Origin of the sequence: Streptomyces sp. NPDC012825 (genome assembly GCF_042900925.1) — a bacterium.
Lineage (GTDB): Bacteria > Actinomycetota > Actinomycetes > Streptomycetales > Streptomycetaceae > Streptomyces.
This window is the reverse complement of sequence record NZ_JBIBBZ010000003.1, coordinates 557,199-575,894: the sequence shown is the minus strand read 5'-3', so window position 1 is coordinate 575,894 and position 18,696 is coordinate 557,199. Positions and strand designations below refer to the sequence as shown.

Here is an 18,696-nt window from a genome sequence, read left to right as displayed (position 1 = left end):
TGGTGACAGAAACCCGGCCGTTACCCGAGCATTGCACGCCTCACCCCGTGGTCAGGGTCCCTCGGACGGGTGATTGGCGGAGGGTCGACCGGTGTTCCGGCGCCGTCCGCCCACCCGTCTCAGGAGTCTGCCTTACGGTGCACCCTCGCGATCCAGTCGGCGGGGGCGGCGATCTCGCTCTTGGTGGGGAGCGTGTTGGGGGAGGTCCAGACGCGGTTGAAGCCGTCCATGCCGACCTGGTCGACGACGGCGCGGACGAAGCGTTCGCCGTCGCGGTACTGGCGGAGCTTGGCGTCGAGGCCGAGGAGCTTGCGGAGGGCGAGGTCGAGGCGGGAGGCGCCGCGGGCGCGGCGGGCCTGGAACTTCTCGCGGATCTCGGCGACGGAGGGGACGACCTGGGGGCCGACGCCGTCCATGACGTGGTCGGCGTGGCCTTCGAGGAGGGACATGACGGCGGTGAGGCGGCCGAGGATCTCGCGCTGTTCGGGGGACTGGACGAGTTCGACGAGGGAGGGGGCGGGTTCGCCCTCCTCGGCCTCGGGGCGTCCGCCGACGAGGGTCTGGGCGGCTTCGCGGAGGCGTTCGACGAAGGTGCCGGGGTCGACGTCGGTGGCGGCGAGGAACGACTGGATTTCGCCCTGGAGGTGGTCGCGGAGCCAGGGGACGGCGGTGAACTGGGTGCGGTGGGTCTCCTCGTGGAGGCAGACCCAGAGCCGGAAGTCGTGTGGGGAGACTTCGAGTTCGCGTTCGACGTGGACGATGTTGGGGGCGACGAGGAGGAGGCGTCCGGCGCCGCCGGCTCCGGTGGGGAGGTCGCGGCCGGCGGGGGCGAAGGTCTCGTACTGGCCGAGGATGCGGGAGGCGAGGAAGGACAGGAGCATGCCGAGTTCGACGCCGGTGACCTTGCCGCCGACGGCGCCGAGGACGGCGCTGCCGGGGACGGCGGAGCGGCGTTCCTGCATCTTGCCGAGGAGGGGGGTGAGGAGTTCGCGGAAGCCGGCGACGTTGGCCTTGATCCATCCGGCGCGGTCGACGACGAGGACGGGGGTGTCGGGGGGTTCGTGGCCCTCGGGGACCATGCGGGTGTAGGCGCGGACGTGTTCTTCCGAGGCCTTGGCGTGCCTGCGGAGTTCGGCGACGACCTCGCGGGCCTCGTCGCGGCCGACTTCGGGTCCTGGCCGCACGAGGCGGGTCGCGGTCGCGACCGCGAGGTTCCAGTCGACCATCCCGGATGTGCCTGCGCCACCGATGCTCGTCATGCGTCAACCGTACGGTCTCGGGGCGCGTTCGGTGTGTGTTCGGTACGGGCCCGGTTATGCGGGGTCCTGACCGGCGAGGGCGGCGGAGAGGCGGTCGAGGACGGGCTGGGCCTGGTACGGGGAGGGGGTGCGGCCGGCGAGGAAGGCGAAGGCGAGGAGGCGTCCGTCGGGGGTGACGACGGTGCCGGCGAGGGTGTTGACGCCGGTGAGGGTGCCGGTCTTGGCGCGGACCAGGCCGGCTCCGGCGGGGGCGGTGTCGAAGCGGTCGGCGAGGGTGCCGGTGAAGCCGCCGACGGGGAGGCCGGTGAGGAGGGGGCGCAGGGCGGGGCGGGCGGGGTCGGCCGCCCGGGTGAGGAGGCCGGTGAGGAGGGCGGCGGAGACGCGGTCGTTCCGGTCGAGGCCGCTGCCGTCGGCGAAGCGGGTTCCGGCGACGGGGAGGCCGAGTGCGGCGAGTTCGGCGCGGACGGCCTTTCCGGCGCCGTCGAAGCTCGCGGGGAGCCCGTGGGCGAGGGCGGTCTGGCGGGCGAGGGCTTCGGCGAGGTCGTTGTCGCTGTGGGTGAGGGTGCGTTCGACGAGGTCGGCGAGGGGGGCGGAGTGCGTACGGGCGAGGGGGGCGGCCTTCGGGGTGCGGCCGGGGGCGGGGTCGCCGGTGACGTCGACGCCGGCGTCGGCGAGGAGGCCGGCGAAGGCGGTGGCGGTGTCGCGGGCGGGGTCGGCGCTGCGGGGGGCGGGGCCGTCGGGGCTGCCGTCGAGGCGTCCGGCGCGGGTCATGAGGGCGGTGACGGGGGCGATGTTCTCGTTGGGGCCGATGGGGTGGACGGCGGGGCCGGTGTAGAGGCCCGTGTCGTAGGCGAGGCGTACGGGGGCGTGGCCGCGGGTCTCGAGGGCGCGGGCGGTGGCGGTGGCGAGGGCCTTCAGGCGGTTGGCGTCGAGGGTGGGGTCGCCGCCGCCGGTGAGGGTGAGGGTCTTGCCGTCGGGGGCGGCGGTGACGGTGGTGGCGATGCGGTGGTCGGGGCCGAGGGCGGAGAGGGCGGCCGCGGTGGTGGCGATCTTGACGGTGGAGGCGGGGGTCATGGGGGTGGTGGCGCCCTCGCCGTAGAGCTGCCTGCCGGTGGCGGCGTCGACGACGGAGGCGGTGCGGAGGGGGCCGAGGCCGGGGTCGGCGAGGAGGGGGACGAGGACGGCGGCGAGGTCGGCGGGGCGCTTGCCGGGGTCTCCGTCGACGGGCCCGGTGGAAGGGCCGGTGGGGGGTCCGGCGGGGCGCAGGGCGGTGAGGACGCCGGGGGCGCTGGGGGCGGGCTCGGGGCGGTGGGGCGCGGCGGGGGCCGGGGGCGGGGCGTGACGCGTGCCACCCGCCGCGGGGGCGGCGGCGCGGGCCCGCTCGGCCGTACGCTGGCCCGAGTCCCACGGGCCGGCCGCGGTCACCGCCGCGGCGGCCAGGGCCAGACCGAGGGCGGCGGAGCCCGCCGTGAGCTGCCAGGTCCTCGGCTCGGGCATTGCTGACCAGCCCCTTTCGCGATCACACACGTGCGTGAGGGACACTTAACCACCGCGCTGTGTCGCGGGCATTCACTTGTGTTGATTCAGGAGGAGCCACCCGTGGAGTTCGACGTTCTCATCGAGATCCCCAAGGGATCGCGGAACAAGTACGAGGTCGACCACGAGACCGGTCGCATCCGTCTGGACCGTCGCCTCTTCACGTCGACGGCCTACCCGACCGACTACGGCTACGTCGAGAACACCCTCGGGGAGGACGGCGACCCGCTGGACGCGCTCGTCATCCTCGACGAGCCCACGTTCCCGGGCTGCCTGATCAAGTGCCGCGCCATCGGCATGTTCCGCATGACGGACGAGGCGGGCGGCGACGACAAGCTGCTGTGCGTCCCGGCCACGGACCCGCGCATGGAGCACCTGCGGGACATCCACCACGTGGCGGAGTTCGACCGCCTGGAGATCCAGCACTTCTTCGAGGTCTACAAGGACCTGGAGCCGGGCAAGTCGGTCGAGGGCGCGGACTGGGTCGGTCGCGCCGAGGCCGAGGCCGAGATCGAGAAGTCGTACGCGCGGGCCAAGGAGCAGGGCGGCCACTGAGCCGGTTCCGGCTCCGCCGGTCCCGAGCGCGTGACGGGCGGCGCACCCCGAGGGGTGCGCCGCCCTTCGCGTGCCCGTCGTCCGCCCGTCGCACGTCCGTGTGCCGCGCGCCCATACTGGAAGGCACGATTCCTCCTAGGGAGAGCGGGGCGGCAGAGTGGTGGCGGAGCCGGGCGGCTCGATGGACGTGCGGGACGAAGGGGTCGAGGAGGCTCCGGAGGACCGGAAACCGCAGTCGGACGAGGCGCGGAGCGCGTTCGTCCCGCCGGCCGGGGTGGAGCGGCCCGCGCCACCGGAGGAGGAGCATCCGACCTCCGAGTTCGCCCTCCCGTCGGGGCTCCGGGCGGAGCCCGAGCCGGAGCGGGAGCCGGAGCGTTCGGCGTTCGCTCCCCCGGCCACGTACTCGGCGAAGAGTTCGCCGCCCGCCTTCACCCCGGCGTACGGGGTGCCGCTGGTGCGTCTGGCGCGGGACGCGCCGTGGCAGGACCGGATGCGGACCATGCTGCGGCTCCCGGTGGGCGAGCGGCCGGTGCCGGAGGCGCCGCGCAAGGAGGACGAGTCGGGTCCTTCGGTGCCGCGCGTCCTCGACCTGACCCTGCGCATCGGCGAGCTGCTGCTCGCGGGCGGGGAGGGCGCGGAGGACGTCGAGGCGGCGATGTTCGCGATCTGCCGTTCGTACGGGCTCGACCGGTGCGAGCCGACGGTGACGTTCACGCTGTTGTCGGTGACGTACCAGCCGTCGCTCGTGGACGATCCGGTGACGGCGAACCGGACGGTGCGCCGTCGGGGCACGGACTACACGCGGCTCGCGGCGGTGTACCAGCTGATCGCGGACATCAACGCGCCGGCGCACGACGAGCAGGCGCACGAGGTGACGCCGGAGGAGGCGTACCGGCGGCTCGCGGAGATCCGGCGGAACCGGCATCCGTACCCGGGCTGGGTGCTGACGACGGCGGCGGGGGTACTCGCGGGGGCGGCGTCGGTCCTGCTGGGCGGCGGCCTGACGGTGTTCCTGGTGGCGGCGCTCGGCGCGGTGCTCGGGGACCGGCTGGCGTGGCTGTGCGCGGGGCGGGGGCTGCCGGAGTTCTACCAGTTCCTGGTGGCGGCGATGCCGCCGGCGGCGATGGGGGTGCTCCTGACGCTGCTGCACGCGGACCTGCGGCCGTCGGCGGTGATCACCGGTGGCCTGTTCGCGCTGATCCCGGGGCGGGCGCTCGTGGCGGCCGTGCAGGACGGTCTGACCGGTTTCTACATCACGGCCTCGGCGCGGCTCCTGGAGGTCATGTACTTCTTCGTGGCGATCGTGGTGGGCGTGCTGTCGGTGCTGTACCTGGCGGTGCAGTTCGACGCGCAGCTGAACCCGGAGGGGGCGCTGCGGACGGTGGAGCGGCCGGTGGCGCAGACCCTGGCGTCGATGGTGCTGTCGGCGACCTTCGCGATCCTGTTGCAGCAGTCGCGGGCGACGGTGCTGTTCGTGACGCTGAACGGCGGGGTGGCGTGGGTGGTGTACGCGTCGATCGCGGTGACCGCGGGGGGCTCCGCGGTGATGGCGACGGCGGTGGCGGCGGGGCTGGTGGGGCTCTTCGGGCAGTTGATCGCCCGGTACCACCACACGTCGTCGCTGCCGTACGTGACGGCGGCGATCGGGCCGCTGCTGCCCGGTTCGGCGACGTACTTCGGGGTGCTGGCGATCGCCCAGCACAATCTGGACCAGGGGTTCGCGTCCCTGGCGAAGGCGGCGGCGCTGGCGCTCGCGATCGCGATCGGGGTGAACCTGGGGAGCGAGCTGGCCCGCCTCTTCCTGCGGGCCCCCGGTGCGGCGGCGGCCAGGCGGGCCGCGAAGCGCACCAGGGGCTTCTAGGAGTCGTGTCCGCCGGTCGTCAGCGCTTGGCGTGGCGGCCGCGGGGGGACGGCTGGGGGTGGGGGGTGCCGGGGGCGTCGTGGTCGCCGTCCCCGGCGGCGCGGGCCTTCTTGGACTGGGAGCGGGCCCGGAGGTACTCGATGACGATCGGGACCACGGAGATCAGGACGATGCCGACGAGGATCATCTCGATGTGCCGGTGCACGAAGTCGATCTTGCCGAGGGAGGCGCCGAGGAGGGTCACGCCGGCGCCCCACAGCACGCCGCCGATGATGTTGAACGTGATGAACGAGCGGTAGTTCATCCGGCTGACGCCCGCGATGATCGGCGTGAACGTGCGGACGATCGGGACGAAGCGGGCCAGGATGAGGGACTTCGGGCCGTGCTTCTCGAAGAACTCGTGCGCCTTCTCGACGTTCTCCTGCTTGAACAGCTTGGAGTCGGGGCGCTTGAAGAGGGCGGGTCCGACCTTGCGGCCGAAGAGGTAGCCGACCTGGTCTCCGATGATCGCGGCGGCCACCACCAGGGTGCAGACCAGCCACAGCGGCGTGTCCAGCTTCCCGGTGGTGACGAGGAGGCCGGTGGTGAAGAGGAGCGAGTCACCGGGCAGGAAGAACCCGATGAGGAGTCCGGACTCGGCGAAGACGATCACCAGGACACCGATCAGACCGAAGGTCTGGATCAGATAGTCCGGGTCCAGCCAGCTCGGTCCGAGGGCAAGCGTGTTCACGGGTTCCGGGCTCCTGCGGTCGGTGGGGGCTTGGGGACGGGCTGCCCCAAGCTATCAACGTGGACCGGGCGCCCCCGGTTCCACCCGGCCCTCCACGGGATGCGGAGGGGCCGCGCGGGGCGGAAGGTGGTGATCAGGAGGTGTATGCCGATGGGCATCGAGGATTACGGGGGCGGCCAGGGCCCGCACCCCGAAGTGCTGGTCGTGACGACGAACGACGTCCCCGGCCACGAGGTCCGGCAGGTGATCGGCGAGGTCTTCGGGCTGACCGTGCGCTCCCGGCACCTGGGGAGCCAGATCGGCGCGGGCCTGAAGTCGATGATCGGCGGGGAGCTGAAGGGTCTGACGAAGACCCTGGTGGAGACCCGCAACCAGGCGATGGAACGCCTGGTGGAGCAGGCGCGGGCGCGCGGCGCGAACGCGGTGCTCGCGTTCCGCTTCGACGTGACGGAGGCGGCGGACGTCGGCACCGAGGTCTGCGCGTACGGCACGGCGGTGGTGATCGCGCCCCGGGCGTGAGGGGGTGGGGGCGGCAGAGGGTGGTCCCGAGCCCGATCCGGTGGCCGGGAGAGTCCGGCCGGACCTGGACGGTTCGCGGCTTTTGCTCCCCTATGGTGGGCCCGTGTCCACCGATCGCGCCCCGGCCGCGCCGTCCCCCTCCGCCGACGAGGCCCCGCTGCGGGTCCTGTTGCCGCAGATCCTGCCCGCGCTCGTGGTCGGGATCGGGGCGGGCCTGCTCCTCCTGGGGGTCAGCGCCCTCTCGGAGGAGTTCGAGCACGTGCTCTGGGAGGACCTGCCCGACGCCCTCGGGATCGGCGGCCACTCCTCCCTCTGGACGATCGCCATGCTCACGGCGACCGGCGTCGCCGTGGGGCTGGTCGTGTGGAAGGCGCCCGGACACGCCGGGCCCGACCCGGCGTCCATGGGGCTCGGCGGGCCGCCGATCGCCCCGGGGGCGGTGCCGGGGCTGCTGGTCGCCGGCACCCTCGCGCTCGCCGGCGGGGTCAGCCTCGGCCCCGAGAACCCGATCATCGCCTCCAACATCGCGCTCGCGTACTGGCTGGGCCGCAAGGCCGCGCCCGCCGTGCCGGGCGTCGCCTGGGTGTCGCTCGCCACGGCCGCCACGATCGGCGCCCTCTTCGGCACCCCGGTCGCCGCCGCCCTCGTCATCTCCGAGGCCCTGGCCGGGCACCCGGGCCCCGGATCGCTCTGGGACCGCCTGTTCGCCCCGCTCGTCGCCGCCGGCGCCGGGGCCGTGACCACCCAGCTCCTCGCCGAGCCCACCTTCGCCCTGGGGCTCCCGCCGCTGACCGACCCCGGCTGGGAGGACCTCCTCGCGGCCCTGGTGATCGCCTCGGCCGCGGCCCTCTTCGGCCTCGCCGCCTGCTTCCTCTTCCCGTACACCCACGCAGCCTTCCGGCGTCTGCGGCACCCCCTGCTGGTGCTGCCGCTCGGCGGGCTCGTCCTCGGCCTCCTGGGCGCCCTCGGCGGGCACCTGACCCTCTTCAAGGGGCTGGCGGAGATGAAGGAGCTCACGGCGAACATCGGCGGCTGGTCCTCGGGCGAGCTGGCGAAGCTGGCCGGGGTCAAGCTCCTCGCCCTCCTCGTCGCCTCCTCCTGCGGCTTCCGGGGCGGCCGGATCTTCCCCGCCGTCTTCGTCGGCGCCGCCTTCGGCCTCCTCGTCCAGGCGCTCGTCCCCGAGGTCCACCCGGCCGTCGCCATCTCCTCCGCCGTCCTCGGGGTCCTGCTCGCCACCACCCGGCAGGGCTGGATCAGCCTCTTCACCGGCGCCGTCCTGGCCTCCTCCCCCGCCGTGCTCGCCCTGCTCTGCCTGGCCTCGCTCCCCGCCTGGCTGATCGTCACCGGCCGCCCGCAGCTCGAACTGGACGAGAGCGGGCGGTCGTTGAGGTGACGGGACCCGCGCGTCACTTCCCGAGCCGGCCGAACCTCCGTACCGCGAGGGGGAAGAAGACCGCGAGGAGCAGCAACGGCCAGACCACCGCAGCCGTCACGTGCCCCGGCTCGCCGCCCGGGTTGCCGAACAGCTCGCGCACCGCCGTCGCGGTCGCCGACATGGGGTTCCACTCCACGAGCGTGCCGAGCCAGCCCGGCATCGCGTCGGGCGAGGCGAAGGCGTTGGAGAGGAAGCCGAAGGGCCAGACCAGGATCTGGACCGCCTGCACCAGCTCCGCCCGCCCCGCGACCAGGGCCAGGAGGATCCCGATCCACAGCATCGCGAAGCGCAGCAGGAGCAGCAGTCCCAGCGCGCCCAGGAAGGCCCCGGGGCCGCCGTGCGCCCGCCAGCCGATCGCGTACCCGACGCCGGTCATCAGGAGCAGTCCCACCGTCGACTGGAGCATGTCCGCCGCCGCCCGTCCGACGAGGACCGCGCCGTCGGTCATCGGCAGTGAGCGGAAGCGGTCGATCACGCCCTTGTCCAGGTCCCGCGTGACCGCCGTCATGGTGCCTTCGAGGCCGAAGACCATGGTCAGGGTGAGCATGCCGGGCACCAGGTAGGCGACGTAGTCGCCGTCGACGCCCCGTCCGCCGCCGACCAGGTGGCCGAACATCAGCAGCATCATCACCGGGAAGACGAGGCCGACCAGGACCTGCACCGGCTGCCGGGCCCAGTGGGCCAGCTCGCGGCGGGTCATCGTCCAGCAGTCGCCCACCACGTACGCGGCGCTCATGCCACCGTCTCCTTCTCGCGGCCCGTCAGGTGCAGGAAGACCTCGTCGAGGGTCGGGCGCCGCAGGGCGATGTCCTCCACCTCGATCCCGGCCGCCCCGAGCGCCCGGACGGTCTCGACGAGCGAGGCCGTCCGGTCGGCCGCGGGGGCGCCGAGCAGCCGCCGGTCGGCGTCCACGGTCACCTCGGCGCGCGCCGCCGGGAGGAGGGCCGCCGCCTCGTCGAGCCTGCGGGCGTCCCGTACGACCACGTCGATCCGGTCCGCGCCCACGCGGGCCTTCAGTTCGTCGGCGGTGCCGTCGGCGACGACCCGCCCCCGGTCCACGACCGAGATCCGGTCGGCGAGCCGGTCGGCCTCCTCCAGGTACTGCGTGGTGAGCAGGACCGTCGTGCCGCCGCCGACCAGCGAGCGGACCGACTCCCAGACCTCGGCGCGCCCGCGCGGGTCGAGTCCGGTGGTCGGCTCGTCGAGGAACAGCACCTCCGGCTCGGTGATCAGCGACGCCGCCAGGTCGAGCCTCCGCCGCATGCCGCCGCTGTACTGCCGGACGGGCTTGCGCCCGGTGTCGGCGAGGCCGAAGCGCTCCAGGAGCTCGTCGGCACGGGTTCCGGCGCGCGGGGCGCCCAGGTGGTGGAGCCTGCCGAACATCTCCAGGTTCTGCCGGCCGCCCAGCTCCTCGTCGAGGGCGGCGTGCTGGCCGAGGAGCCCGATCCGCCGCCGCACCTCCCGGGCCCCGGTGCGCACGTCGTGTCCGGCGACGCGGACCAGGCCCGCGTCGTGCCGGAGCAGGGTCGCCAGGATCCGCACCGTCGTGGTCTTGCCCGCCCCGTTGGGGCCGAGGAGGCCGTGGACGGTGCCGCGCCCGACCGTGAGGTCCAGTCCGTCCAGGGCGTCCTTGTCCCCGTACCGCTTCCGCGCGCCCTCCACGCGGATCGCTTCCGCCGCCATCCGTCTCCTCCCGAAACGTTTAGTCAAATTTGACCAGTCGCCACCGACGGAGCAAGGTATGCCCTTCCGAACTCTTAGTCAAACTTGATTACTCGACCCGTCGGGCAGGCCCTGGGTGGCGTACGGGTTCTCCTCGCCCTCCGCGAGCACCCCCACGAACGGATCGCCCTCGCCCGCGAACACGTACGCCCCGCCCTCGATCCGCTCGATCAGGCCGAGCGTCCAGTCCTTGCCCGCGTCGGCCGAGCCGATCCACATGTGCATGATCTCGCCGATGTGCCCGAGCTGCCCCGGGCCGCCCTCCGGCGTGTAGTAGTCGGTGACCGCCGCCCGCCACTCGTCGAGCGCCCGCACCCGTCGGCGCAGCAGCTCCACGGCCTCCGCGCGGGGCAGGTCCACCATGAAGCCGATGCCCGCCGACAGGACGTCCACCCGCTGGTCGTAGGTGGTCAGCGCCTCCCGGAGGAGGGTGAAGTACTCCTCGGTGCCGGCGTCCGTCAGCTCGTACTCGACCCGGGGCGGGCCGCCGACCGCGCTCGGCGCGACCTCGTGCGCGCGCAGCAGTCCCTGCTTCGCCATCTGCTTCAGCGCGTGGTAGATCGAGCCGGGCTTGGCGTGCGACCACTCGTGCGCGCCCCAGTACTCCAGGTCGTTGCGCACCTGGTAGCCGTGGGCGCGGCCGTGCTGCCGCACCGCGCCCAGGACGAGTAGACGGATGGCCGACATCCCACGTACCTCCCGGTCGATCCCGACCAGGGTACGCGCGGCGATCACCGGCCCTGTTCCGCCGCGATCAGCTCGAAGGAGCCCTTGCCGTCGATGGTCTCGCGGACGATGTCGGCGTGGCCGGCGTGCCGTGCCGTCTCCTGGACGAGATGGAGGACCATCCAGCGGATGGAGACCCGCCCGTCCTTCGGGAACCAGGGGGCCTCCGGCAGCGGGAAGGTCTCGTCCAGGCTCGGCACCGAGCGGACGAAGTCCTCCGTCTGCTTCGCCACGTCCGCCCAGAACGCCACGACGTCCGGGATCGTCTCGCCGTCCACGAGCCGGAAGCCCTCGTCCCAGGTCTCCTGGGTCCGCTGCCGCTCGTTGGGCCGCCGCTGCGCGAGCCGGAGCCAGTTGAGCTCGACCTCGGCGACGTGCTTGAGCAGCCCGGACAGGCTCAGCTCGCTGGCGCTGGGGGTGCTCGCCGCCTGCTCCTCGGTGAGTCCGAGGAGGGCGCGGCGCAGCGCGGCGCGCTGGGCCTCCACGAAGTCGAGGAGCGTGCCGCGCTCGTCGCCGGGGGTTCCTGCGGGAACGAGGGCAACCATGACGTCCGCCTTCCGTATGCGGCCTGTGCCGGGTTTCTGCCGGGTTCTCCCGACACCGACCACGCTACGGAGGCTTGCGGACAGCTACGGTCCTCAAGGGGTTCCGGCCCGGACCGGAATCGGAATCCGGTCAGAAGGGGAAGCGGCTGCGGCCGTGCTGGATCGAGATCCACTTCTGGGTGGTGAAGGAGTCCACCATCGAGTCGCCGTTGAGCCGCCCGACGCCCGAGTGCTTCTCGCCGCCGAAGGGGACGATCGGCTCGTCGTGCACGGTGCCGTCGTTGATGTGGATCATGCCGGTGTGGATGCGCTTGGCGATCCGTACGCCCCGCTCGACGTCGCCGGTGTGGACGGCGCCGCTGAGCCCGTACGGGGTGTCGTTGGCGATCCGGACGGCCTCCTCCTCGCCGTCGAAGGGGACGATCAGGGCGACCGGGCCGAAGATCTCCTGGCCCAGGACCGGGGAGTCGGCGGCGAGGCCGGTGAGGACGGACGGGGAGACGAGGTTGCCGTCGACCGCGCCGTGCAGCAGGGCGGTGGCGCCGGCGGCGACCGTCTGGTCGACCAGGGAGGAGACGGACTCGGCCTGCTGGGAGTTGATGAGCGGGCCGATGTGGGTGGCCGGGTCGGCCGGGTCGCCGACGCGCAGGGTCTTCACCTTGGCCACGAACTTCTCGGTGAACTCCGCCTCCAGGGAGCGGTCCACCAGGATGCGGTTGGCGGCCATGCAGACCTGGCCCTGGTGCACGAAGCGGCTGAAGACGGCCGCGTCGACCGCGTAGTCGACGTCGGCGTCGTCGAGGACGATCAGGGCGCTGTTGCCGCCGAGTTCGAGGACGGCGTGCTTGAAGTGCTCCGCGCAGACCGTGGCGACGTGCCGGCCGACCTTGTCGGAGCCGGTGAAGGAGATGACCTTCGGGACCGGGTGGGTCAGGAGCACGTCGCCGATCTCGGCGATGTCGGTGACGACGACGTTCAGCAGGCCGGCCGGGAGCCCGGCCTCCTCCAGGACCTTGGCGACGAGGGTGCCGCCGCAGATCGGGGTGTTCTGGTGGGGCTTGAGGACGACGGCGTTGCCGAGCGCGAGGGCGGGCGCGACCGACTTGAGCGAGAGGAGGAAGGGGAAGTTGAAGGGGGAGATGACGCCGACGACGCCGACCGGGACGCGGTAGACGCGGTTCTCCTTGCCGTCGACCGGGGAGGGCAGGATGCGGCCCTCGGGGCGCAGCGCCAGCTGGATCGCCTCGCGCAGGAACTCCTTGGCGAGGTGGAGCTCGAAGGCCGCCTTGAGGCGGGTGCCGCCCAGCTCCGCGACGATCGTCTCCGCTATCTCGTCCTCGCGGTCCTCGACGATCCGCAGCGCGCGCTCGAAGACGAGCCGGCGGGTGTACGGGTTGGTCTCGGCCCACGCGGTCTGGGCGCGCTCGGCGGCGCGGTAGGCGCGGTCCACCTCCCCGACGGTGGCGACGGTGATCGAGGCGAGCTTCTCCCCGGTGTACGGGTTGAAGTCGATGATGTCCCACGAGCCACTGCCCGGCTTCCACTCGCCGTCGATGTACTGGTGGGCCAGGTCGGTGAAGTGCGACATGGTGGAGACCCCTCTACCCGCTACCCGCGCGATGCGACTGATGTACGAATCCCGTACTCCTGATGTGGCGTCATCGTACTGACGCGTCAGGAGAGTTGGAGGAGCCCCCGGAGGATGTCCCGGCTTTCGGCCGGATCCGGTCCGTCCTGCTGGAGCCTCTCCATCACCCGCCGGTACTGGGCGACCTCCTCGCGCTTGTCGAGGTAGAGGGCGCTGGTGAGCTGCTCCAGGTACACGACGTCGGAGAGGTCGGACTCGGGGAAGCTCAGCATCGTGAAGGCGCCGCTCTCGCCGGCGTGCCCGCCGAAGCTGAAGGGCATGACCTGGAGCGTGACGCCGGGATGCTCGGAGACCTCGATCAGGTGCTTCAACTGGCCGCGCATGACGGCCCGGTCGCCGTACGGGCGGCGCAGCGCGGCCTCGTCGAGGACGGCGTGGAGCTGCGGGGCGCGCTCGGAGACGAGGACCTTCTGACGTTCGAGCCGCAGGGCGACCCGGCGGTCGATCTCGGCGCGCGGGGCGTCGGGCATGCCGCGCGTGACGACCGCCTGGGCGTACTCCTCGGTCTGCAACAGGCCGTGGACGAACTGCACTTCGTAGACCCGGATGTGGGAGGCGGCGCCTTCGAGCCCGATGTACGTCTGGAACCAGCCCGGCAGGACGTCGCCGAAGCTGTGCCACCAGCCGGCGACGTTGGCCTCGCGGGCGAGCCCGAGGAGGGCGCCGCGCTCGGCCTCGTCCCCGACCCCGTAGAGCGTGAGCAGATCCTCGACGTCCCTGGCCTTGAAGCTCACCCGTCCCAACTCCATGCGGCTGATCTTGGATTCGGACGCGCGGATCGAGTAACCGGCCGCCTCCCGGGTGATTCCGCGCGACTCGCGCAACCGCCTCAGCTGGGAGCCCAGCAGGATGCGCCGCACCACGCTTCCGCTCGCTCCGCCCGATTCGCCTGCGGTCACGGCCCCAGCCTCCCCTTTACGGTGTCGACCCCCGTCGAATCCCCCGTCGCATCCCCGTCGAGCCCCGGATTCTGCCACCAAACGCTTCAGCGCGTACACATTCGATTACGGAAAGGCGGCGACTTCCGGGCATCCGCGGGCACAGTGCGTGCAGATCCGGGGAAGTTCCCTTCCAGTAACGGTCTTCGCGCCGACGACTTATGCACAGATTAGGCACAGGGAAGGACAGGTCCGGCGCGTGCACGTGCATCTGCCCTTGCATCCGGGGGTCGCATTCGGAACCATGGGGCCCGCGCAGCCGCGTACTCGTTCGTGTTGTCGTGTTGTCGCACCACAGTCGCGATTCCCGGGAGTGCCTCGTATGGGGACCAATGGATCGACCGTGCTCGAGCCGTTACGGCAGGGCCTTCCGCCGATCGATCCCGGAGCCGTCTCCACCTCCGCCTCCTGTGCGCTCCCCGCACGGTACGAAGCCGTGGGCGGGGCCCGGAGGTTCACCAGCGCGACGCTCGACCGCTGGGAGCTCTCGGAGCGCTTCGACGACGTGGCCCTGGTCGTCTCCGAACTCGTCACCAACGCGCTGCGCCACGCGGTGCCCTCGGACGCGTGTCAGGACGACGTCCAGAGCCCGCCGGTCCGCCTGCACCTGATGCGCTGGGCCTCGCGCCTGGTGTGCGCCGTGCGCGACCCCAGTACGGAGAGCCCGGAGGCGCGCGGCGGCGAGGAGGACTTCTCCGCCGAGTCGGGGCGCGGCCTGTTCCTGGTGGACTCGTTCAGCGACAGCTGGGGCTGGCACCCGCTGGCGGGGACGCTCCAGGGCAAGGTGGTGTGGGCGCTGTTCCGGATCGGGCGGGAGTAGACGGCACGCATGCGTGGGGAAGGGCCCGGCGGTCACCGCCGGGCCCTTCCCGTCGCCGTGCGTGCTCACACCAGGTGGTCGAACTCCCCGTCCTTCACGCCGAGCAGGAGCGCCTCTATCTCGGCGGGCGTGTAGACGAGCGCGGGCCCGTCGGGATGACGGGAATTGCGGACGGCAACGTTTCCCCCCGGAAGTTTTGCGAACTCCACGCACGAACCCTGGGAGTTGCTGTGCCTGCTCTTCTGCCACACGACACCGCGCAGCTCGGTGGCCGCCATGCCGTTGTACGCGTGATGCGCAGGATGCACTGGTAGCTCCCGAGTTGCTTGGTGCAGGTGTCAACTTCCTCGGATCATAGCTGTGTTCACTCGGCCACTGCATGAGCAGATGCACGTGCACGGGGGGTCGCGTAGCGGCTACGCGACAGAGCGTGCCACCTGCCGGTATGTGCTTTCCGGGCCCCTCAGCCCGGGAGGGCGGAGAGCCTGTTCCCCGCCCGGTCGTAAGTAGAGCCCCGAGTAGAAGGTGCCCGCCGGGCCGCCCTCGCTCTGGTGGCTGACGCCGGGCTCGGAGCGGTCGATGTTGCCGTCGACGACGCTGCGGAAGTTCTCGAAGCCGTCCGGGTCCGCCCAGTGCCTGCCCTCCTCCGTCAGCCAGACGGTGTAGCCCCGTCCGGCGTCCACGCGCTCGCCGGAACGGACTGTACGGATCCGGGCGGGGGCGGTGGCGGTGGCCCCGGCGGGGGCGGCGGCCGTGGTCGCGGCCGAGGGCCCGGTGGCCGCCCCCACGGCGGTCGGCGCCGCCAGTGCCAGGACGGCCACGGCGGCCACGACGCCGGCCGCGACCGGCAGGTGCTTCTTCATCCGAGTGCTCCCGGGGTCCCGGGGCCGCGACCGTCCGCGACCCTCACCCCTCTCAACTCCGTACGCCCGGGGTACGGGTGACACGGCGACGGAATTCCGTCGGAATCCCGTCGGAATCAGCGGCCCGTCGTGGTCTCCGAGAGGGCCGTGGCGAGTTCGTCCAGGCTCTCCAGGAGCAGGGCGGCGCCCTTGTGGAGCAGGAAGTGGTCCGGCGGTTCGCCGGACCACGTGTCGACCGTCTCCCGCAGGTCGCCCCAGCCCGGCTCCTCGCGCTCCCGGATCTCCTTCGCGCCCCGCTCGGTCGACCGGCGCAGGGACTCGGCGAGGACGGCGGCGTACGGGAGGGGTTCGGCGCCCCGGTCGGGCAGGTGGGCCTCCATGAGCATCGCCACCCGGCCGAACTCCCCGAGCGCGTGCTCGGCCTGCTCCACCGCCGCGTGCGAGAGGCCCCGGTGGCGTACCGGCTCGTGCGCCGCGCGGACCAGCGCCTCCTGCCAGGCGACCCGGGCGGCGCGGGTCCGCAGGAGCGCCTCGCGGACGACGGGGTCGGCCGGACCGGCGGGGTCGGCGTACCCGGCGGCGGCGACGGCCGCGTACCGTCCGACGGCCTCCAGCCAGTCCGCGAGCAGGCCGCGCAGCCTGGGCGTCTCCCAGGCCGGGTAGACGGCGTACGCGAGCATCGCGAGGAGCCCGCCGAGCAGGGTGAGCAGCACCCTCTCCCGTACGGTCTGGCCGACCCCCTCGCCGGCCGTGCCGAGCAGGAAGACGACGTACGCGGAGACGCAGACCTGGCTCGCCGCGTACCCCGTCCGCATCAGCAGGTACATCCCGAAGGCGCACAGCACCGCGAGGCCGGCCGAGAGGTACGCGCCCGGGTGCGCCGAGCGGACGACCGCCGTCGCGAGGCCCACGCCGACCAGGGTGCCGCCGAAACGCGCCACCGAGCGGGCGTACGTCTGCGAGAAGTCCGGGCGCATCACCATGACCGAGGCCATCGGGGCCCAGTAGCCGTGGCCGAGGGGGAGGACCGTGCCGAGGAGGTAGCCGGCGGCGGTGACCACCGAGACGCGGATCGCGTGGCGCAGGACCGGGGACTCGTGGCGCAGCTCGGCGCGGACCTGGGCGAGGACGAGGGGGGCGAGCCGGAGGAGGGTCGGCCGGGAGCGGGACACGCCCGTGCGGATCGGCGTCTCGCCGTGCGGATCGGCGGTCTCCAGGACGTCGCCGAGGAGGGCGGCGAGGCGGACGGCGGCGCGGCGCGGCGGGCCGGTGAGGACGGGGCCGGTGCCGGGGGCGCGGAGGGCGGCGAGGGCGGGGGCGGGCAGGGCGACCGGGTCGCCGTGGCGGATGGCGTGCGCGGCGGCGTCGAGGACGGCGGCGGCGGCGTCGAGCAGCTCGCGCACCCGGTCCCGCTGCGGCCCCTCCCCCGGGACGCCGGCGGCCGGGTCCGCGAGCGAGGCCAGGACGGGGCGGATGCGCTCGGCGAGGCCCCGGGAGCCGTGCAGTTCGGCCGGGCGGCGGCGGGCCTGGCGGGGGGTGACGGCGGCGGCGTTGCGGGCGGTCATGAGCGGGACGGGGTCGAAGGGGGCGACCGGGTCGTGGCGCAGGCGGCGGGCGTAGTCGGCCTCGGCGGCGAGCGCGTCCGCGAGGGCGTCGCGCTGGGCGCCCCAGCGGCGGGCCGGGAGGAGGGCCGCCAGGGCGGCCTGGACGATGCCGCCCGCGAAGATCACGGCGGCATGGCCGGCGGCGGTGGCGACGGAGGTGGGGAGGGTGACCGTGACCAGCATCATCGCCACGTTGGAGGAGGCGATGAGGCCGGCGATGGGGCCGGCGGCCCAGGCGAGCCCCGCCAGGAACGTCCAGAGGAGGAGCAGGGCGAGGAAGAGCCCGTCGTGGGCGCCGACGAGGTAGCCGACGAAGGTCGAGACGGCGAGGCTGGCGCCGGAGGCGAGGGCGAGGGTGGGGCGGGGGCGCCAGGAGCGCTGGAAGGTGGCGATGGCGGCCTGGAAGGCGCCGAAGGCGGAGGAGACGGCGACGGCGGGGCCGAAGAGGGCGAGCGAGAACCCGACGACGAGCGCGAGCCCCAGCGCGCCCCGCGCCGCCCCCCGGGGTTCGAGCCGCCGCCGCTCGACGGCGAACCCGGAGCGGGCGGTTCCTTTCAGCGCCCGGAGCCAGCTCATGCGGGAAGCGTATCCCCGTGATCCGCCACGAAACGGGCATTGACCCCCGCCCCGCCCCTTCCCGAAACCCTGCCGGGGGCGGGTCATGGACCTGCTGGGGTCCCCGGGGGGCGGTCGTCGTTCTTCACCGCTCGGCGGTTCGGGTGGAGGGTCGCCCGGTCGGCGGCCGTCGCGCCGTGGGTCCAGCCCGCTTCGTCCCAGGCGGCGCGGACGCGGGTGGTGCGGGTCTCCGGGAAGAGTTCGTCCGTGCGGGTGGTGACCGCCGCCTCGCGGGAGGCGAGGGCCGGGAGGAGGGTCGGGGCCTCGGCGGTCACCCGGCGGGAGGTGGCCGAGAGCCGGGCGCCCAGCCGGTTCGCGTACGCCAGCAGGAAGGACTGCCGGAAGGACTTCGTGCGCTTGCGCCCGCCCGCCCGCTGCTCCGCCTCCGCCCGCGTCATCGCCGCCGTCCCCTGTACGAGGAGCGAGGTGTAAAGGAGCTCCACCGGGTCCAGGTCCGACTCGAAGCCGACCACCGTCGAGAAGCCGTGCGCCTCGTTCCACACCGCCCGGCAGTGGTTCGCCGTCGCCACCGCGTCCAGCAGGATCGCCTTCGCCTGTTCGTACGGCGGGTCCACCCCGATCCGGATCGCACCCGGCGCCTCCGGGGACGGCGCCCCCGCCGCGAGGCCCGCCTCGTCCAGGCTGTGCCGGGCCATCAGCTCCTGCGCCTTGGCCGTCAGCGCCTCCGCCTCCTCCGGGTACCCGGTCGCCTCCGCCTTCGCCAGCAGCGCCCTGATCCGGCCCAGCATCCGGGGCTCCCCCGCGACCGGCGGCGGCAGCGCCTCCCCCGGCGCCGGACCGACCGCGTCCAGGCGCGGCAGCCGGACGAGCAGCCGGTACAGCTCCAGGACGGCGGTCGCGTACGAGAAGCGGTCCGCCGGGCGGCCGGGCCCCTCGGGCAGCCCGTCCAGCTGCGCCTCCCAGCGGTGCGGCAACCGCCCGTACCCCGCCGTCTCCGTCCTGATCAGGCCCGCGAGGAGCCGTACGTGCTCCTCCCCCAGGTCCCGGCGGGCCGTCCGGACCAGGTCCGCCGGCTGCCAGCCGCGCCCCCACAGCGTCCGTACGAACTCCTCGCCGCGCCGGGCCAGTTCCGCGTCCGCGCCCCGGTCGGCGGCGAGCAGCGACGCCGCCGTGTCGAGCGACCCGTCGTCGCTCGCGTACAGCGCCTCGAAGGCCTTGTCGATGCTGGTGCCGCCCACGCCGTCCTCGCGTCCCGTTCCTCGTCCGTACCGTCCGGACGTCCGTACCCGTCTCCCTCCGATGGTCTCAGTCCGTGCCGCGCGCCCCGCGAGGTAGGCCTGGCCCCACCCTCCGGACGCC

18 protein-coding genes are annotated in these 18,696 nt (G+C 73.3%); 5 read left to right on the top strand and 13 right to left on the bottom strand.

Features of this window, described 5'->3' with window-relative positions:
- Positions 1–119 precede the first annotated feature (119 nt).
- Positions 120–1,259, bottom strand: a complete 1,140-nt coding sequence (locus ACFY7E_RS11265; RefSeq protein WP_383438199.1) for a zinc-dependent metalloprotease — start codon at positions 1,257–1,259, stop codon at positions 120–122.
- Between the two features lie 54 nt (positions 1,260–1,313).
- On the bottom strand, positions 1,314–2,756 hold the full coding sequence (dacB, locus tag ACFY7E_RS11260) for a D-alanyl-D-alanine carboxypeptidase/D-alanyl-D-alanine-endopeptidase (protein WP_389483202.1): 1,443 nt from the start codon (positions 2,754–2,756) through the stop codon (positions 1,314–1,316).
- A gap of 102 nt (positions 2,757–2,858) precedes the next feature.
- Here dacB and ACFY7E_RS11255 point away from each other — a divergent pair, with 102 nt between their 5' ends.
- Positions 2,859–3,350 (top strand): inorganic diphosphatase, encoded by a 492-nt coding sequence (locus ACFY7E_RS11255; RefSeq protein ID WP_015034462.1) that lies wholly within the window; start codon positions 2,859–2,861, stop codon positions 3,348–3,350.
- A gap of 157 nt (positions 3,351–3,507) precedes the next feature.
- Positions 3,508–5,211, top strand: a complete 1,704-nt coding sequence (locus ACFY7E_RS11250) for a threonine/serine exporter ThrE family protein (protein WP_389483200.1) — start codon at positions 3,508–3,510, stop codon at positions 5,209–5,211.
- A 19-nt stretch (positions 5,212–5,230) separates the two neighbouring features.
- Here the strand turns inward: ACFY7E_RS11250 and ACFY7E_RS11245 are convergent, their stop codons facing one another.
- Complete coding sequence (locus tag ACFY7E_RS11245; protein ID WP_389483199.1) at positions 5,231–5,941, bottom strand: DedA family protein; 711 nt, start codon at positions 5,939–5,941, stop codon at positions 5,231–5,233.
- Between the two features lie 150 nt (positions 5,942–6,091).
- On the opposite strand from ACFY7E_RS11245, the gene ACFY7E_RS11240 reads away from it, so the two are divergent.
- On the top strand, positions 6,092–6,460 hold the full coding sequence (locus ACFY7E_RS11240) for a YbjQ family protein (protein WP_389483196.1): 369 nt from the start codon (positions 6,092–6,094) through the stop codon (positions 6,458–6,460).
- Positions 6,461–6,563: 103 nt separating this feature from the next.
- Positions 6,564–7,853 (top strand): ion channel protein, encoded by a 1,290-nt coding sequence (locus ACFY7E_RS11235; protein ID WP_389483194.1) that lies wholly within the window; start codon positions 6,564–6,566, stop codon positions 7,851–7,853.
- A gap of 13 nt (positions 7,854–7,866) precedes the next feature.
- On the opposite strand, the gene ACFY7E_RS11230 is transcribed toward ACFY7E_RS11235, so the two are convergent.
- The 6 genes from ACFY7E_RS11230 to ACFY7E_RS11205 form a co-directional block, all read right to left on the bottom strand.
- Entirely contained in the window at positions 7,867–8,631 is a 765-nt protein-coding gene (locus ACFY7E_RS11230; protein WP_389483191.1) for an ABC transporter permease, read from the bottom strand.
- Positions 8,628–9,578, bottom strand: coding sequence for an ATP-binding cassette domain-containing protein (locus tag ACFY7E_RS11225; protein ID WP_389483189.1), 951 nt, complete (start codon positions 9,576–9,578; stop codon positions 8,628–8,630). The genes ACFY7E_RS11230 and ACFY7E_RS11225 overlap by 4 nt, the downstream gene beginning before the upstream one ends.
- 78 nt (positions 9,579–9,656) lie before the next feature.
- Positions 9,657–10,304 (bottom strand): PadR family transcriptional regulator, encoded by a 648-nt coding sequence (locus ACFY7E_RS11220; protein ID WP_389483187.1) that lies wholly within the window; start codon positions 10,302–10,304, stop codon positions 9,657–9,659.
- Positions 10,305–10,348: 44 nt separating this feature from the next.
- On the bottom strand, positions 10,349–10,888 hold the full coding sequence (locus ACFY7E_RS11215) for a DinB family protein (RefSeq protein ID WP_389483184.1): 540 nt from the start codon (positions 10,886–10,888) through the stop codon (positions 10,349–10,351).
- A gap of 130 nt (positions 10,889–11,018) precedes the next feature.
- Positions 11,019–12,476, bottom strand: coding sequence for an aldehyde dehydrogenase family protein (locus tag ACFY7E_RS11210; protein WP_389483181.1), 1,458 nt, complete (start codon positions 12,474–12,476; stop codon positions 11,019–11,021).
- 86 nt (positions 12,477–12,562) lie between these two features.
- Positions 12,563–13,435, bottom strand: a complete 873-nt coding sequence (locus tag ACFY7E_RS11205; protein ID WP_389483179.1) for a helix-turn-helix domain-containing protein — start codon at positions 13,433–13,435, stop codon at positions 12,563–12,565.
- Positions 13,436–13,796: 361 nt separating this feature from the next.
- On the opposite strand from ACFY7E_RS11205, the gene ACFY7E_RS11200 reads away from it, so the two are divergent.
- The gene (locus ACFY7E_RS11200) at positions 13,797–14,294 is read left to right on the top strand and encodes an ATP-binding protein (protein ID WP_389483176.1); all 498 of its coding nucleotides are present in this window, start codon (positions 13,797–13,799) and stop codon (positions 14,292–14,294) included.
- Positions 14,295–14,359: 65 nt separating this feature from the next.
- On the opposite strand, the gene ACFY7E_RS11195 is transcribed toward ACFY7E_RS11200, so the two are convergent.
- From ACFY7E_RS11195 to ACFY7E_RS11180, 4 genes are all read right to left on the bottom strand, one after another.
- A complete protein-coding gene (locus tag ACFY7E_RS11195) occupies positions 14,360–14,572 on the bottom strand; it encodes a DUF397 domain-containing protein (RefSeq protein WP_030219358.1) in 213 nt (70 codons plus the stop codon).
- A 138-nt stretch (positions 14,573–14,710) separates the two neighbouring features.
- Positions 14,711–15,157, bottom strand: a complete 447-nt coding sequence (locus ACFY7E_RS11190) for a hypothetical protein (protein WP_389483173.1) — start codon at positions 15,155–15,157, stop codon at positions 14,711–14,713.
- A 116-nt stretch (positions 15,158–15,273) separates the two neighbouring features.
- On the bottom strand, positions 15,274–17,337 hold the full coding sequence (locus ACFY7E_RS11185) for an FUSC family protein (protein ID WP_389483171.1): 2,064 nt from the start codon (positions 17,335–17,337) through the stop codon (positions 15,274–15,276).
- A gap of 83 nt (positions 17,338–17,420) precedes the next feature.
- Positions 17,421–18,575 (bottom strand): DUF2786 domain-containing protein, encoded by a 1,155-nt coding sequence (locus ACFY7E_RS11180; protein WP_389483168.1) that lies wholly within the window; start codon positions 18,573–18,575, stop codon positions 17,421–17,423.
- Positions 18,576–18,696: the final 121 nt, after the last annotated feature.